Here is a 16,327-nt window from a genome sequence, read left to right as displayed (position 1 = left end):
CTGTCATCCCGGGTGAAGCGAAGCGCAAACCCGGGACCGCGACAGGCTCGGAGCTTCCGGCGGTCCCGGATCGGCGCGCTTCGCGCTTGTCCGGGATGACAGTTTTTAGTTTTCCGCCTTCTCCGGCTCGCCCAGGAAGTCCTGCGCGAATTCCGGAGTCTCGCCGTCCTCGAGGTCCAGCGGATCCTCGTCCTCGCCAGCGCGCAAGCCCAGCGGATCGGGCACGTTGAAGCCCGGCGGCAGGTTCATTTCCAGCAGCCCCGCGGCCTTCATCTCGGCGATGCCCGGCAGATCGCCTAGATTTGCCAGGCCGTAGTGCTCAAGGAAGGCGTCAGTCGTCCCGAACGTCACCGGCCGGCCCGGCGTGCGACGCCGGCCGCGCATGCGGATCAGGCCCAACTCCAACAGCACGTCGATCGTGCCCCGACTGGCCTGGACGCCACGCACGGCCTCGATCTCGGCCCGGGTCACCGGCTGGTGGTAGGCGACGATGGCCAGGGTCTCCTGGGCGGCCTTGGACAGACGACGCGGCTCCTCGCGTTCCTCGGTCATCAGGAACGAAAGGTCGTTGGCCGTCTGGAATCGCCAGCGCCCGGCGACGCAGACCAGCTCGATCCCTCGTCCCTCGTAGCGGGCGCGCAGGCCCGCGATCCCGGCGGCGATGTCCGCGCCCTCGGGCAGGCGCTTGGCCAGGTCGACGTCGCTGAGCGGCTCGGCCGCCGCGAACAGCAGCGCCTCGATGCAGCGCTCGACGAAGAGGGGGTCGAGTTCGACGGTCATTCCGCGATTTCCAACGGCTCCGCCCGGGTCCGCAAGTAGATGTCCTGGAACGCCTCCATCTGGCGCGCCTCCAGCACGCCTTCCTTCACCAGCTCCAGCGAGGCCGAGAGGGTCGAGGCCAGGTAGGAGGCGGGCGTGGGCCCGTCGTCGTCGTCCAGCGCCCGCTCGATCGGGGCGACGGTCGAGAGCACTGTCCAGTCCTGCATCTTCGGCAGCAGGCTGCGCAGGCGGTCGCGGGCGTCCTCCAGCGGATAGGCGGTCGGCGGGCGCGGGGCGTAGTGGCGGCTGTGCTCGCGTTTGCGTTGGGTGATGTAGGCGCTCATCAGGCCGTAGAGGTCGCCCTCCAGCCGCGTCGAGGAGACGATCTTCACCGCCTCGGGGTCGCCGCGCATGAACACGTCGCGCTTGAGGATCGGGCGGTCCTTCAGGGCCTCGACGGCCTTGCGCATCACGTCCAGCTTGGCCAGGCGGAAGGCCAGTTGCGCGGCCATCTCCTCGGCCGGCGGCTCCTCGGCCTTGGCCCGCTCGGGCTTTGGCAGCAGAAGGCGGGACTTCAGATAGGCCAGCCAGGCGGCCATCACCAGATAGTCGGCCGCCAGGGCGAAGCGCACGCGGCGGGCCTGCTGCACGAAGGCCAGGTACTGTTCGGCCAGGCGAGTGATCGACAGCTGCAGCAGATCGACCTTCTGGCTGCGGGCCAGGGCCAGGAGGACGTGCAGCGGGCCTTCGTAGCCGTCGATGTCGATGACGAGCGCCGCGCCATCCTCGGCCGCCTCGTTGGCGGCCTCGAAGTCGAATGTGGGCTGAAAGCCCGTGCTCAAGCGTACTTTCCGTCAAAGGCCGCGTCGAAACGGGCCCGCGCCTCGGCCACGTCGAACGGCTCGGGAACCTTCACGAGGCGGCCCATCACGGCCTGGGCCCGGCGGCGGGCCTCCTTGGACATCTTGCCGACGCCCGACATCACCGCCTTCATCTCGGCCATGTCGCCGTTGCAGTGCAGGACGACGTCGCAGCCGGCCGACAGGCTGTCCTTGGCGCGCTGCTTGAAGTCGCCCGACAGCGCCTTCATCGACAGGTCGTCGCTCATCAAGAGGCCGTCGAAGCCGATCGAGCCGCGAATGATCTGCTTGATGGCCTTCTTCGAGGTCGTTGCGGGGTTCTTGCGGTCGATGGCCGTGTAGACGACGTGAGCGGTCATCGCCATGGGCATGTCCGACAGCACCCGGAACGGGGCGAAGTCGCGCGCGTCCAGCTCGGCCAGCTTGGCCTTGACCACCGGCAGCTCCAGATGGCTGTCGCTCATGGCGCGGCCGTGGCCGGGGATGTGCTTGATGATCGGCAGCACGCCGCCGGCCAGCAGGCCCTCGGCCGCCGCGCGGCCCAGGGTCGCCACCTGCTCGGGCGTGTCGCCATAGGCGCGGTCGCCGATGATCTCGTGGCCCTTGGGGTCCGGCACGTCCAGCACCGGCACACAGTCGACATTGATCCCCAGTGCGCGCAGGTCGTGGGCCATCAGGCGGGCGCCAAGACGGGTGACCTCGCGGGCGACCAGCGGATCGTTGGCGACCAACTGGCCATAGGCGCGGCCCGGCGGATAGGTCCGCCAGTGCGGCGGCTGCAGGCGGGCGACGCGGCCGCCCTCCTGGTCGATCAGGATCGGGGCGTCGTCACGCCCGACCGTGGCGCGCAGGGCGGCGGTCAGCGCCCTCACCTGCTCCGGGTCGGCGATGTTGCGCTTGAACAGGATGAAGCCCCACGGCTTCACGTCCTTGAAGAAATCGACTTCCTCACGCGAGAGCGTCGTCCCGGCGCAGCCGAGGATGGCGGCGGACGGCGCGCCCGACAGCAGGCTCATTTGACGAAGCAGGACTTGCCGGACGCCGAGATCGTCTCGCAGAAGGCCTTGGCGGCCTCACGGCTGGCGAAGCCCGTCACCGAGGTGCGGTAGAGCGTCGTGCCGTTCTTGTCGACGGTCTCGACCTTCTTGCCCTTGCCCGAGGCCAGACCGGGGGCCAGGCGCACGGCGTCGGTCCAGGCCTTGTCGGCCAGGGCCGGTGAGGACAGCGCGCCGATCTGCACCGAGGCCGGGCCGCTGGCCGTCGCCGCGGGCTTGGGCGTGGCGGCCGAGGCCACCTGCACCGGCTTGGGAGCCGGCTTGGCCGCCGCGGCGGTGGCCAGGGACTCGATAGTCGGCGCCGGTTTGGCGGCCGGCGTCGCCGGTTGGGTGGCGGTCGGCGCGGGCTTGGCGGCCGGCAGGGCGGCGGTCTGGACGGGAACGGTGTTCAGCGGCGCGGCCGGACGCGCGACCGGCGCTTCGGGCGGCGCGGCGAAGGTGGCCGAGGGCTGCGGGTCCTCGTTGTGATAGATCTGCAGGCCCGCGGCCGGGTCCTGCGGCTGGCTGGCGGCGGCCGGCGGGGTCTTCATCTGGGCCACTTGCGTCCCCACCGCCTGCGGCGGCTCGTTCGGCCCGCGGACACCGCCGCGATAGATCATGACCACGGCCACCACCAGGGTCACCAGCACCACCGCGCTGATGATCAGGGTCATGGGCAAGGGGCGCGCGCCGCGCACGGGCTGACGCGCGTCGAACGACAACGGAGCGTCGGTGGGCGGCGTATAGGCCCCGCGGTGCGGATCAGACATCTGAGGTAGGCTCCAAAACTCGGCGCGCTAAATTAAGGCGCGCGGATCGAACGTCTCGAATCAGACGCGCGCGACCCCAGGTTACCCAACGCCGGCGCGTCTCAGAAGCGTCCACCCCGCTCAGGTGGCGAACGAAAGGCCGCTCGCGTCCCCATTCCGAGTCTCAGGAAGCCCCTAGAGCGTGATAGCCGAAAGTGGATACCGGTTTCAGCGGCGATCACGCTCTAACTTTTTAAACCGAGCCTGTCCGTATCGGACAGGCTTGGGGCTTAGTTCCAGACGTCGAGATGGAACAGCTTGCGGTGTTCTTCTATCGCGAAGCGATCGGTCATGCCCGCGATATAGTCACAGACCACGCGGGCTCGGCCGGCTTCGTCGCGGTTCTGCGACTTGGCGAACCAGACGGTCGGAAGGACCTCCGGCTCCTTCAGGAAAAGCCCGAACATTTCGCCCAGAATACGGCGAGCTTGGCTGCGCGTGCGGTTGACGCGCCAGTGGCGGTACATCCGCTCGTGCAGGAATTTTCGCAGCCGAGCCAAGTCCTCGGCCATGTCGGGCGAGAAGGCCACCAGGGCGTGATCCAGGCCGCGAACGTCGTCGGCCGAGGCGACGCCGGTGGCGGCGGCGCGCTGCAGGGTCTCGCCCATCACGTCGTCGATCATCGCGCCGATCATGCGGCGGATGGCCTCCAGATGGGTCAGGCGCGCGTCGAGGTCCGGGCGCTCGCTCTTCACCGCCGCCAGGATCGGGCCGATCAACGGCACGTCCATCAGCTCGTCCAGGGTGAACAGGCCGGCGGTGACGCCGTCGTCGACATCGTGGTTGTTGTAGGCGATGTCGTCGGCCAGGGCCGCGACCTGGGCCTCGGCCGAGGCCCAGGTGTCCAGACCCAGATTGTAGTCGTTGTCGTACTTGGAGATGGCCTTCCAGGACGGCTTGCCCAGCTTGTTGGTCACTGGGCCGTTGTGCTTGATGATCCCTTCCAGGGTCTCCCAGGTCAGGTTCAGGCCCAGGAAGTCCGGATAGCGGTGCTCCAGTTCGGTCACGACCCGGAACGTCTGGACGTTGTGGTCGAAGCCGCCGAAGTCCTTCATCTGCTGTTCCAGCTCGTCCTCGCCGGCATGGCCGAACGGCGGATGGCCGATGTCGTGGCCCAGGGCGATGGTCTCGGCCAGGTCGCTGTCCAGCCCCAGGGCCGTCGCCAGCGAGCGCGCCACCTGGGCCACTTCCAGCGAATGGGTCAGGCGCGTGCGGAAATTGTCGCCCTCGTGCGCCACGAAGACCTGGGTCTTTTCCTTGAGCCGGCGGAAGGCCGAGGTGTGGATGATGCGGTCGCGGTCGCGCGCGAACGGGGTCCGGGTGCGGCTTTCGTCCTCCTTGAACCGACGGCCCCTCGACTTGAAGGGATCCTCGGCATAGGGCGCGCGGGGGACGAAGTACGGGACCTGAGACATTAACCGCCTTTATCGCATTGGACGATTTGGCCCCTTCCGTCGGAGCCACGACATCCTCATATAGGTCAAGGATGACTTTTCCACAGCCATGACCCAGCCAGACTTAACGCTTTCCGAAAACGCCGCTCGCCGGATCAAGACCATCGCCGCCAGCGAGGGGCGCCCGTTGATGCTGCGCGTCGCCGTCGACGGCGGCGGCTGCTCGGGCTTCCAGTACCGCTTCGACCTGGTCGACAGCGTCGAGGACGACGACCTGAAGATCGAGCGCGACGGGGCCGCGGCCCTGGTCGACATCGTGTCCCTGGCCCTGCTGAAGGGTTCGGAGATCGATTTCGTCGACGAACTGGCCGGGGCGGAGTTCCGGGTCCGCAACCCGAACGCCAAGTCCAGCTGCGGGTGCGGCGTCAGCTTCTCGATCTAGGTCGGCACGAACCGCAGCAGCGTCAGGGCCGCCGCGCCCCAGGCCAGCGGGACGGCCATGGCCGCCCAGGCCAGCGGCGTCTCGCCCTTGCGCCACAGGATCCAGCCGGCCAGCGGGGCCAGCAGGCACACTACCCAGAACGACGCCGCGAACACGAAGCTCAACCAGGCCACCGCATTCAGCAGGTTGCCCGCGCGGTCGAAGACGAGCGGCGTGAAGATGGCCAGGATGCCGCCCAGCACGGCCAGGCCCAGGCACGCGCCGGTCGCCAGGACCATCAGCAGGACCTGTCTCACGTCGATCGTTCGCTTGTCCGACTTGAGCACGGTCACCATGAGCCCTAGCCTCCCGCCGCTGTCTGGAGCCGTCAATGCGTATAGCCACCTGGAACGTCAATTCGATCAACGCTCGCCTGGAAGGCGTGCTGGCCTGGTTCGAATCGGAAGCGCCCGACGTCGCCGTGCTGCAGGAGATCAAGTGCGTCGACGAGAAGTTCCCGACGGAAGCCTTCGAGCGGCTCGGCTACAACGTCGTCGTCCATGGCCAGAAGACCTATAACGGCGTGGCCCTGCTGTCGAAGTTCCCGGTCGAAGACGTCCGCAAGGGCCTGCCCTTCCTGTTCGACGGCGAGGTCGACGAGCAGGCGCGCTATGTCGAGGCGGTGATCAATGCGCCCACGCCATTCCGCGTGGTTGGGATCTATCTGCCCAACGGCAATCCGATCGGCACAGAGAAGTTCGACTACAAGCTGGCCTGGATGCGCCGCCTGCACGCTCACGCCAAGAGCCTTCTCGCGTTCGAGGAGCCGCTGGTCATCCTGGGCGACTACAACGTCATTCCCGAGGCCGAGGACGTGGCCAATCCCGAGGCCTGGACGGGCGACGCTTTGTTCCAACCAGAGAGCCGGGGCGCGTTCCGGGCGCTGAAGAACCTGGGCTTGGCCGACGCCTACATGCAAGCCGACGGGTCCCCCGGCGGCTACACCTTCTGGGACTACCAGGCCGGCGCCTGGCCTCGGAACCTGGGCATCCGCATCGACCACCTGCTGTTGTCGCCCCAGGCCGCCGACCGCCTGACGGGCGTCGTCATCCATCGCGACGAGCGCGACAAGGAAAAGCCCTCGGACCACGTGCCCGTCGTCGGCCACTTCCGCGACTAAGCCCCCCTGTCGCGGAATCAGGACTCCCGCTAGCGTGCCCTCATTATGAGCGAACTCGCGCGTCTTTTGCTGTTCGTGGCCATCGCCGGCTCGGCGGTGACGTTCCTTGGCAGCCTGGCCATCTGGTACGGCGACGAGGACCGGCGCCTGCGCCGCGCCCTGCGCAACGTCCTGAAGAGCGAGCCGGAAGGCGTCGTGGTCGCGCGCGGCCGAGGGCGCGGCGCGGGCTTTTCGTTCTCGACCAACCTGTTGGCCGTGGCCTGGGACCGAGGCGGCTGGTGCCTGGTCTATCGCCTCGACGAGTTGATGGGCGCCGAGCTGCTGGTCGACGGCCAGGTCATGGGCCGGGTGTTCCGGGGCGAGGGCCGCCGGGCCATCGACCACGTCGCGCCCCAGGCCCAGACCGTCGCCTTGCGGTTGGTCTTCGACGATCCGCGCCATCCCGATTTCGTCCTGGACCTCTGGGCCCCGGGCGACGAGCAGCGGCGCGAGAGCCGTTCGCCCAGCGAACTGGTGCAGGAGGCCAACCGTTGGCTGGCCCGCTGCGAGGCCATCGTCCGCCGCCCCTTGCCGCCGCGCCCGGAGCGTCCCGCCCCCGCGGCGCCGACGCCCGTCGCGGCTAGGCCAGCCGCCCCGCCGCCTCCGCCCCCGCCTCCGCCTCCGCCTCCGCCGCCCGAAGCGTTCGACGACGAAGACGACGAAGACGATTTCCGGGCGCCGTCGCCCCTGCCCGACACCCCGCCGCCGCTGGCCCGCCGCTCGTCATTCGACAGTACGCCGCGCGTCGCGCCCGCCCGCCCGATCTCGCGCCCCGTCTCACCGGCGGCCGCGCCCGCGCCCCGGCCAGCCCCCGAGCCGGACATGTTCGACGACGCGCCCCCCTGGGACGACGAGATCGACGACGCGCCGCCTCCGCCGCCAGAGCCTTCGTACAAGCCCGTTTCCAAGGCCAAACGCGAGCCCGCCGCGGACCAGGACGAGCTGCCGTTCGACCTCGACGATTAGGATCGTGCGCTCCAAGATGAACCCACATCACGGTTTCGAGAGCAGCGCCTTTTCGTTTGCTGCGACGCACAGGCGAGCGTAAAGCGCCGCGGTCGGACGTGAGCCGACGCTAGGAGCCTCGAGCTTACATGGCGGGTAAAGATCCCCTCGCCGCCGCTTCTTCCGACACCCCGACAATTCAAACTCCCTCCCACGGCCACGCGACGTCGCGTTTCTGGCCGCTGGCTCTGGGCAGCGTGGGCGTCGTGTTTGGCGACATCGGCACCAGTCCCCTCTACGCCTTCCGTGACGCGCTGGAGGAAGCCGCGCACGATGGCCTGGTCCGCCCCGAGATCATGGGCGTGCTGTCCCTGGCGCTCTGGGCGCTGATCCTGGTGGTCAGCGTCAAATACGTCCTCTTCCTGATGCGCGCCTCCAACAAGGGCGAAGGCGGGGTGCTGTCGCTGATGGCCCTGGCCCAGCAGGGCGCCAAGGGCCGGACCGGCCTGATCTTCGCCCTCGGCGCCATTGGCGCGGCCCTGTTCTATGGCGACGGCGTCATCACGCCGGCCATCTCGGTGCTGTCGGCGGTCGAGGGCCTGAAGTCGGTCAAGGGCTTCGAGCATTGGTTCGGGACCCAGGAGGTGATCGTCACCGCCCTGGTGATCCTGACCGCCCTGTTCACCTTCCAGGCCAAGGGCACGGCCAAGGTGGCCGGGATCTTCGGCCCGATCATGGTGTGCTGGTTCCTATGCCTGGGCGCCTTGGGCGTCTGGCACATCAAGGACGATCCCAGTGTGCTGGGCGCGATCTCGCCGACCTACGCGATCTATTTCCTGGCCCATCACGGCCTGACCGGTTTCCTGGTGATGGGCGCGGTGTTCCTGACCGTGACCGGGGCCGAGGCCCTGACGGCCGATATGGGCCATTTCGGCCGCGGCCCCATCCAGTTCTCTTGGTTCACACTGGCTCTGCCGATGCTGGCCCTGAACTATTTCGGCCAGGCGGCGCTGGCGTCCAAGGCCCTGACCGCCGCCGAGGCCGCCGGAACGGCCCTGCCCAACGCCGACTGGTTCTTCCTGATGGCCCCGCACCAGTGGCGGCTGGGTCTGGTGCTGTTCTCGGGCGTGGCGACGGTCATCGCCAGCCAGGCGGTGATCACCGGCGCCTTCTCCCTGACCCAGCAAGCGATCCAGCTGGGCCTGCTGCCGCGCATGGATATCAAGATCACCTCGTCGACCGAGGCCGGCCAGATCTATGTCGCCCCGATCAACTGGCTGCTGTTCGTCGGCGTCGTGCTGGTGGTGCTTTCGTTCCGCTCGTCCAGTTCGCTGGCCCACGCCTACGGGATCTCGGTGACCGGCACGATGGTGGTCACCACTATGCTGGCCTACATCGTCGTCCGCCACGTGTGGAAATGGCGCCTGGCCGCGGCCCTGGCCCTGATCGTGCCGCTGTTCGCCCTGGACCTGACCTTCTTCGTCGCCAACCTGCTCAAGGTCCTGACCGGCGGCTGGGCCCCGCTGGCCCTGGGCGCGGGTCTCTGCCTGTTGATGGCGATCTTCGTCAGCGCTTCCGAACGGCTGCGCGGCAAGCTCAGCAAGGACGGCCTGCCGTTCGCCGATTTCCGCGAGATGATCCTGCGCCGCCCGGCCGCCGCCACGCCCGGCACGGCGGTGTTCCTGACCTCGGACCCGGACACCACCCCGCCGGCCCTGATGCACAGCCTCAAGCACTACAAGGTGCTGCATGAGCGCAACGTGCTGCTGAAGGTGGTCAGCGAGACCACGCCCTACGTCTCCGACGCCGAGCGGGTCGAGACCCGGGTGCTGGACGACCGCTTCTCGCTGGTCACCCTGCGCTACGGCTACATGGAAAGCCCGAACATCCCCAAGGCCTTGGCGCTGTGTCGCAAGCAGGGCCTGAAGTTCGACATCATGAGCACGTCGTTCTTCGTCAGCCGCCGCACCATCGTGCCCTCGACGGCCGGCGACGCCCTGCCCGGCTGGAAGCGCAAGCTGTTCACCTTCCTGACCCGCAACGCCACCGACCCGACCACCTTCTTCCACCTGCCGCCTGGGCGGGTGGTCGAGCTGGGGACGCAGGTCAGCCTGTAGGCGCCAAAGAACCTGTCATCCCGGCCGCAGCGCAGCGGAGAGCCGGGACCGCCGGAAGCTCGGAGCTTGTTGCGGTCCCGGATCGGCGCGCTACGCGCTTGTCCGGGATGACAGTTCTCTAAGGCTAGAGATCCACGTAGATGTGGGTTTCCTCGGCCGCGCCGGGATGGGTGGTCGCGCCCAGGTGGGCCGGACCGACCAGCTGGGCGAACTTCCAGATCGCGCCGCTGTTGTAGTTGGTCTTGATCGGCTTCCAGTCGGCCTTGCGGCGGGCCAGCTCGTCGGCCTCGACCTCCAGCTCGATCGTGCCCTTGTGAGCGTCGATCGAGATGATGTCGCCGTCCTTAACGAGCGCGATCGGACCACCCTCCTGGGCCTCCGGACCGACGTGACCGATGCACAGGCCGCGCGTGGCGCCCGAGAAGCGGCCGTCGGTGATCAGGGCGATGTTCTCCACGCCCTGGCCGTACAGCGCCGCCGTGGTCGACAGCATCTCCCGCATGCCCGGACCGCCCTTGGGCCCCTCGTAGCGGATCACCAGGACGTCGCCTTCCTTGTAGTCGCGGCGCTCGACGGCCTCGAAACAGGCCTGCTCGCCGTTGAACACCCGGGCCGGGCCGCGGTGGACCTGGTGCTTGAGGCCCGCGACCTTGACGATGCAGCCGTCGGGGGCCAGCGAGCCCCACAGGCCCACCACGCCGCCGGTCGGCGACAGCGGGGCCGAGACCGGGCGGATGACGTCCTGGTCGTCGCGCCAGACCACGTCGGCCAGGTTCTCGGCCAGGGTCTTGCCGGTGACGGTCATGCAGTCGCCGTGCAGCAGGCCGGCGTCCAGCAGGGTCCTCAGCAGCATCGGCACGCCGCCGGCCTCGCCCATGTCCTTGGCCACGTAGCGGCCGCCGGGCTTCAGGTCGGCGATATAGGGCGTGCGGGCGGCGATCTCGGCCACGTCCTTCAGAGTGAACTCGATGCCGCACTCGTGGGCCATGGCCGGCAGGTGCAGGGCGCCGTTGGTCGAGCCGCCGGTCGCGGCCACCACCACCGCGGCGTTCTCGAACGCCTTGCGGGTGCAGATGTCGCGCGGGCGCAGATTGGTCTCGATCAGGCGCATGACCGCCTCGCCCGAGGCCACGGCATAGGCGTCGCGGTCGGTGTAGGGGGCCGGCAGGGCCGACGACAGCGGCAGGGCCAGGCCGATGGCTTCCGAGACGCAGGCCATGGTGTTGGCGGTGAACTGGCCGCCGCAGGCGCCGTCCGACGGACAGGCGGCGCGCTCGACCTTGCACAGGCGCTCCTCGTCGATGACGCCGGCCGAGAACTGGCCGACGGCCTCAAACACGTCCTGGACGGTCAGGTCCTTGCCGTCCAGGCGGCCGGGCAGGATCGAACCGCCGTACAGGAACACGCTGGGCACGTTCAGGCGCAGCATGGCCATCATCATGCCCGGCAGGCTCTTGTCGCAGCCGGCCACGCCGACCAGGGCGTCATAGCCATGGCCGCGCATCGACAGCTCGACCGAGTCCGCGATCACGTCGCGGCTGACCAGCGAGCTGCGCATGCCCTCGTGGCCCATGGCGATGCCGTCGGTCACGGTGATGGTGTTGAACTGGCGCGGCGTGCCGCCGGCCTTCTTGACGCCCACGACCACGGCCTCGGCCTGGCGGTTCAGGGCGGTGTTGCAAGGGGCGGCTTCGTTCCAGCACGAGGCCACGCCGACGAACGGCTGGGCGATCTCACGCGTGCCAAGGCCCATGGCGTAGTAATACGAACGGTGCGGCGCGCGGGCCGGCCCCTCGGTTACATGGCGGCTGGGCAGGTTAGACTTGTCCCAGGTGCCGTCGGGTTTCTTGGTCATGGTAGAACGCCTTGGTCCGATAACGAGCGCCGTGGTTAGCCCAAGGCGAAGCGTGGCGGAAGGGTTCGGCGCTTAGTTTTTGCCCGGGAAGCCCCCATCGCGGCGACTTTCATTGCGATCATCTCGCAGAAAGCCCCCTCGCGGCGCATAATCCGTGCGGCGTTCAGCTCTCCGCCGCCTGCTCCACCGCCAGCGCCAGGTCCAGAGCCCGAGCCGCCTCCTCCCCCGTCACCACCGGCCGGGGCGTCTCGCCGCGCACGGCGGCCAGGAAGCCGGCGACCGACAGGCCCAGCGGGTCCTTGCCGGCGGGGGTCTCGGTGAAGTTCTCGATCAGCGGATAGGGCGTGGTGTTGCGGAAGGCGCGGGTCAGGAAGTCGATCTCGACCTCGCCCGAGGGATAGACGACCTTCATGGTCCGCTCGCGGGCCTCGGCGACGCGCGAGCTGTCGAACACGGCGACGAAGCCGTTGTCGAAGGTGGCTTCGGCCTTGACCCAGTCCAGCGACGTCGAGCGGGTGATCGCCCCCTCGCCTTCCACCGCCAACGGCGCGCCGTCGCAGAGCGCCAGGGCCAGGTCGATGTCGTGGATCATCAGGTCCAGCACCACCGAGACGTCGAGATTGCGGTCCGAAGGCGTGCCGCGTCGCACCGCTTCCAGGCGCAGCGGCTGCTCGGGGATGTCGAGCAGGCCCATGGCCTGGAACACGACCCGCTCCTGATGGCCGCAGGCCAGGGGCAGGCCCGCCCAGGCGGCGACGGCGACCATCCGGTCGGCGTCCTCGGGCGCCACGGCCAGCGGCTTTTCCGAATAGACCGGCTTGCCCGCCTTCAGCGCCGCCAGGGCCGCGCCGGCGTGGTGGACGGCGGGCGTGGCGACCGTGACCACGTCGACGGCGGCCAGGAAGGCGGCCATGTCGTCGAAGGCCGTCGCGCCCAGCGGCTCGGCCAGGGCCTGGGCGCGCGCTAGATCGATGTCGAACACCCCGACCAGGGTCACGCCGTCCAGCTCGGCGTACTTCTTGGCGTGATAGCCGCCGAACACTCCGGCGCCGACGACGCCCGCTTTGAGCACTTGGGTCATGGCGGGCTGTCTACCCCGCTTCGCCGCCGCTTAGAAGCACTGGAGCCTTCGCCCCGGACGCGCTAAACGTTCGTTTAAATTAGCAACGCTCGATAAGAGCTTGGGAGGAACACCATGACCACCTCGCGCGAGATCCGCCTGAAGAGCCGTCCCGTGGGCCTGCCCAAGGCCTCGGACTTCGAGCTGGCCACGGTCGACCTGCCCGCGCCGGGCGACGGCGAGGTCCAGGTCAAGAACCTGTGGATGTCGGTCGATCCCTATATGCGCGGCCGCATGTATGACCGGCCCAGCTACGTGCCGCCGTTCCAGATCGGCCAGGCCCTGCAGGGCGGCGCGATCGGCGAGGTCGTCGCCTCCAACGATCCGGACTTCAAGCCGGGCGACGTCGTCAACTCGATGTTCGGCTGGCGCGAGGCGTTCAACGCCCATCCCAAGTCCCTGGCCGCCGCCGGCATGGGCGCGATCACCAAGATCGACACCCAGGGCGTCCCGCCCCAGGCCTTCCTGAGCGTCGTGGGCATGCCCGGCATGACCGCCTATGCGGGTCTGCTGCGGGTGGCCGCGCTGAAGGACGGCGACGTGGTCTTCGTCTCGGCCGCCGCCGGTGCGGTGGGCTCGATCGTCTGCCAGATCGCCAAGCTGAAGGGCCACACCGTGATCGGCTCAGCCGGCGGACCCGAGAAGGTCGCGTTCCTGAAGTCGATCGGCGTCGATCACGTCATCGATTACAAGGCCACGCCCGACGTGGTCGCCGAACTGGCCAAGGTCGCGCCCAAGGGCATCGACGTCTATTTCGAGAACGTCGGCGGCGTGCACCTGGAGGCGGCCCTGAACTCGGCCCGCCCGTTCGCCCGCTTCGCCCTGTGCGGGATGATCTCGCAGTATAACGAGACCGGTAAACCCGAAGGCCCGTCCAACATCATCCTGGCGGTCGGCAAGAGCCTGCGGCTGGAGGGCTTCATCGTCTCCAACCACTACGACCTCTATCCGCAGTTCGCCAAGGACATGAGCGCGTGGATCAAGGCCGGCCAGATCACCTGGAAGGAGACGGTCGAGGACGGCGTCGAGCGCGCGCCGGACGCGTTCCTGAAGCTGTTCTCGGGCGAGAACCTCGGGAAGATGCTGGTGAAGCTGGGGTAGGCCCTACTCGCGGGGCTCGAGCTTAGACACTTCGAGTCCCGCGGGCGTCTTCTTGAACTGGAACTTGACCCGCGAGCCCGGCGCGATCGGGGCCTCGGCGATCACGTCCGCATAGACCTTGAACTTGTCGCGGCCGGGCTTCAGGCCCGCCGCGCTCGCGCCGTCGTGATCGAGCGTGAGAATCTGGCCGTCCAGGCTCGAAATCACGCCCTGCGCGTCATAGGTCGGCAGCGATTCCGTCGATGGAACAGCCTCCACGACACCCGGAATTGAACGTCCTTCCTGTGAAGCTTTTCCGCAAGCGGCCAAGCTCAGCACGGCGACAATCGCGGCAAAGTTACGTAATTTCATGATCTTACCGAAATTCCCCGGATCGGCGAGCACCGCTCGCCTCACACGTTCTTCAAGTTTTTTCTCGCAACTGCGAAATCCGCGTGATTTCCGGTAGCGAATTTGTGATCGAAGTTTTACTGTAGGCTCTACCGGCGGCTCTCCACGCCGGTTTCGACCGTCATGACGCCGTCACACTTCCCCGAGGCCGTTCCCTAGCGGACGCACGGCGGGGCGGAAAGAGGCTCCGGGGTCGAAATGCGCGGAGAGAGCCCGGCCCGCCGGAAAAGTCCGAGATCTGACGATATGAGCGATCGCTCCGCCCTCTTCGACGTGCGCTCTTCCACGAGCGTGGCCCTCGATCAGGTCGTTCGGCGTGACACGGTCGAGATCCCGGCCGAGGTTCCGCTGGCCATGCCGGTCCAGCCGCTGGGCTTCTGGCAAGGCGGCCCGCGCCGCGCCACCGCTCTGGTGGCCAACATGACCATGCGCCGCTGGCTGGTGGCCCTGTCGACCATCGTCATGGGTTTCGCCGGCTGGAAGGCCACCTTCGACACCGTCGCGCTCGGCGGCGTGACCCGCCTGGAAGCGGTGGTGCTCGTCCTGCTGGCCCCGCTGTTCCTGGCCCTGTCGCTATGGTTCTGCACCGCCGTGGCCGGCTTCGTGATCCTGCTGGGCAAGCCCAAGGATCCGCTCGGCATCGACGGCGAGGCCCCGATGCCCAAGCTGCACACCCGCACCGCCATCCTGATGCCGGTGCACAACGAGGACGCCGCCGCCGTCTTCGCCCGCCTGCGCGCCATGGACGCCTCGATCGCCGAGACCGGCATGAGCCGCCACTTCGACATCTTCGTGCTCAGCGACACCCGCGACGCCCAGGTGGCCCTGGCCGAGCAGGCCTGCTTCGCCCGCTTCCGCCGCGAAGCCCACAGCAACGTCTACTACCGGGTCCGCAAGGAAAACACCGGCCGCAAGGCCGGCAACGTCGCCGACTGGGTCAGCCGCTGGGGCAGCGCCTACGAGCACATGCTGATCCTGGACGCCGACAGCCTGATGACCGGCGAGGCCATGGTCCGCCTGGCCGACGCCATGGAGCGTCACCCCGGCGCGGGTCTGATCCAGACCATGCCGACGATCATCAACGGCCAGACGATCTTCGCCCGCACCCTGCAGTTCGCCACGCGCCTGTACGGCCGCGTCGCCTGGACGGGCCTGGCCTGGTGGTCGGGCTCGGAGAGCTCGTTCTGGGGTCACAACGCCATCGTCCGCACCCGCGCCTTCGCCGAGACCTGCGGCCTGCCGCACCTGGCCGGCCCCAAGCCGTTCGGCGGCGAGGTGATGAGCCACGACGCCCTGGAAAGCGCCCTGCTGCGCCGCGGCGGCTGGAGCGTCCACCTGGCCCCCTATCTGGAAGGCTCGTACGAAGAGAGCCCCTCGAACCTGCTGGACTTCGCCACCCGTGACCGCCGCTGGTGCCGGGGCAACGTCCAGCACGTGCCGCTGATCGCCCTGCCCGGCCTGCACTGGATGAGCCGCCTGCACCTGGTGATCGGCGTGCTGAGCTACGCCCTGTCGCCGCTGTGGTTCATCGCCCTGTCGGCCGGCATCACCTCGCGCGCCCTGATGCCCGAGCTGAAGAAGGCCGCCTTCACCATGGCCGACCTGCAGGCCGCCGCTCACGCCCTGATCGACTGGCGCGAGATCCAGGCCACCGCCTGGGCCATGATCATCACCTTCGTCCTGCTTTTCGGCCCCAAGATCCTGGGCTCGATCCTGGTCTTCTCGCGCAAGAGCGAGATCAAGGGCTTTGGCGGCAAGCGCCGCGTCGCCGCCGGCCTGGCCGTCGAGATGCTGCTCTCGGCCCTGGTCGCCCCGATGCTGATGTTCACCCAGACCCGGGCCATCGTCGAGATCCTGGCCGGCAAGGTCGGCGGCTGGGCCACCCAGCGCCGCGACGCCGACAAGGTCGACTTCAAGGAGGCCTCGGCCGCCATGGGCTGGATCAGCGCCACCGGCCTGGTCCTGGGCGCGACCTTCTGGTTCACGCCGGACCTGTTCACCTCGACCGCTCCGATCCTGCTGGGCCTGATCCTGGCCGTGCCGCTGACCATGCTGGGCGCGCACAAGGTCGCCGGCCTGAAGCTGAAGACCAACGGCCTGTTCATGACCCCGGAAGAGCGCCGTCCGCCGGCCATCGTCCGCGCCGCGCTCGGCCAATCGTGCGAACCGCCGATCCGCTGGTTCGCCCGCAACGGCCGCCCGATCGGCCCGACGACCAAGATCCGCGACGCGGCCTGATATCTTCCCGCTACCGTCTGGCCCCTCGCGCCGGACGGGAGTAGAAGCGCGGCTTCCTTATCCGC

The 16,327-nt window shown here is 68.5% G+C and carries 15 protein-coding genes; 6 read left to right on the top strand and 9 right to left on the bottom strand.

The features are described 5' to 3' along the window. Nucleotides 1–105 precede the first annotated feature (105 nt). The 5 genes from scpB to ASC70_RS12360 form a co-directional block, all read right to left on the bottom strand. Nucleotides 106–780: an SMC-Scp complex subunit ScpB gene (gene scpB / locus ASC70_RS12380; RefSeq protein ID WP_056050419.1), complete on the bottom strand. Its 675-nt coding sequence runs from the start codon at nt 778–780 to the stop codon at nt 106–108. Continuing rightward, nucleotides 777–1,601, bottom strand: coding sequence for a ScpA family protein (locus ASC70_RS12375; protein WP_056050417.1), 825 nt, complete (start codon nt 1,599–1,601; stop codon nt 777–779). Before ASC70_RS12375 ends, scpB begins: the two co-directional genes overlap by 4 nt. Beyond that, a complete protein-coding gene (nagZ, locus tag ASC70_RS12370; protein ID WP_047404432.1) occupies nt 1,598–2,635 on the bottom strand; it encodes a beta-N-acetylhexosaminidase in 1,038 nt (345 codons plus the stop codon). The genes ASC70_RS12375 and nagZ overlap by 4 nt, the downstream gene beginning before the upstream one ends. After that, a complete protein-coding gene (locus ASC70_RS12365) occupies nt 2,632–3,423 on the bottom strand; it encodes an SPOR domain-containing protein (RefSeq protein WP_056050414.1) in 792 nt (263 codons plus the stop codon). Before ASC70_RS12365 ends, nagZ begins: the two co-directional genes overlap by 4 nt. A 269-nt stretch (nt 3,424–3,692) precedes the next feature. Beyond that, a complete protein-coding gene (locus ASC70_RS12360; RefSeq protein WP_056050412.1) occupies nt 3,693–4,877 on the bottom strand; it encodes a deoxyguanosinetriphosphate triphosphohydrolase in 1,185 nt (394 codons plus the stop codon). A gap of 88 nt (nt 4,878–4,965) precedes the next feature. Here ASC70_RS12360 and erpA point away from each other — a divergent pair, with 88 nt between their 5' ends. Further along, nucleotides 4,966–5,298 (top strand): iron-sulfur cluster insertion protein ErpA, encoded by a 333-nt coding sequence (erpA, locus tag ASC70_RS12355; protein WP_056050410.1) that lies wholly within the window; start codon nt 4,966–4,968, stop codon nt 5,296–5,298. On the opposite strand, the gene ASC70_RS12350 is transcribed toward erpA, so the two are convergent. Then, entirely contained in the window at nt 5,295–5,633 is a 339-nt protein-coding gene (locus ASC70_RS12350) for a hypothetical protein (RefSeq protein ID WP_235519358.1), read from the bottom strand. The genes erpA and ASC70_RS12350 overlap by 4 nt on opposite strands. A gap of 35 nt (nt 5,634–5,668) precedes the next feature. On the opposite strand from ASC70_RS12350, the gene xth reads away from it, so the two are divergent. The 3 genes from xth to ASC70_RS12335 all read left to right on the top strand — a co-directional run bounded on the left by xth (nt 5,669) and on the right by ASC70_RS12335 (nt 9,558). Continuing rightward, on the top strand, nt 5,669–6,457 hold the full coding sequence (gene xth, locus ASC70_RS12345; RefSeq protein ID WP_047404414.1) for an exodeoxyribonuclease III: 789 nt from the start codon (nt 5,669–5,671) through the stop codon (nt 6,455–6,457). Between the two features lie 45 nt (nt 6,458–6,502). Next, on the top strand, nt 6,503–7,462 hold the full coding sequence (locus tag ASC70_RS12340; RefSeq protein ID WP_056050406.1) for a hypothetical protein: 960 nt from the start codon (nt 6,503–6,505) through the stop codon (nt 7,460–7,462). Nucleotides 7,463–7,590: 128 nt separating this feature from the next. Then, a complete protein-coding gene (locus ASC70_RS12335) occupies nt 7,591–9,558 on the top strand; it encodes a potassium transporter Kup (protein WP_056050404.1) in 1,968 nt (655 codons plus the stop codon). A gap of 124 nt (nt 9,559–9,682) precedes the next feature. Here the strand turns inward: ASC70_RS12335 and ilvD are convergent, their stop codons facing one another. After that, on the bottom strand, nt 9,683–11,413 hold the full coding sequence (ilvD, locus tag ASC70_RS12330; protein WP_056050402.1) for a dihydroxy-acid dehydratase: 1,731 nt from the start codon (nt 11,411–11,413) through the stop codon (nt 9,683–9,685). Between the two features lie 163 nt (nt 11,414–11,576). Next, entirely contained in the window at nt 11,577–12,494 is a 918-nt protein-coding gene (locus tag ASC70_RS12325) for a Gfo/Idh/MocA family protein (RefSeq protein WP_056050400.1), read from the bottom strand. Between the two features lie 114 nt (nt 12,495–12,608). On the opposite strand from ASC70_RS12325, the gene ASC70_RS12320 reads away from it, so the two are divergent. After that, nucleotides 12,609–13,634: an NADP-dependent oxidoreductase gene (locus ASC70_RS12320; protein ID WP_047404401.1), complete on the top strand. Its 1,026-nt coding sequence runs from the start codon at nt 12,609–12,611 to the stop codon at nt 13,632–13,634. 3 nt (nt 13,635–13,637) lie between these two features. On the opposite strand, the gene ASC70_RS12315 is transcribed toward ASC70_RS12320, so the two are convergent. Next, entirely contained in the window at nt 13,638–14,018 is a 381-nt protein-coding gene (locus ASC70_RS12315; protein ID WP_235519356.1) for a copper-binding protein, read from the bottom strand. A 252-nt stretch (nt 14,019–14,270) separates the two neighbouring features. On the opposite strand from ASC70_RS12315, the gene mdoH reads away from it, so the two are divergent. Next, nucleotides 14,271–16,262, top strand: a complete 1,992-nt coding sequence (gene mdoH / locus ASC70_RS12310; RefSeq protein WP_056050398.1) for a glucans biosynthesis glucosyltransferase MdoH — start codon at nt 14,271–14,273, stop codon at nt 16,260–16,262. The last annotated feature ends 65 nt before the right edge of the window (nt 16,263–16,327 follow it).

This window comes from Caulobacter sp. Root343 (assembly GCF_001425745.1).
GTDB lineage: Bacteria > Pseudomonadota > Alphaproteobacteria > Caulobacterales > Caulobacteraceae > Caulobacter.
Note: the sequence above shows the minus strand (reverse complement) of the source record. Positions and strands in the feature narration are given on the sequence as shown.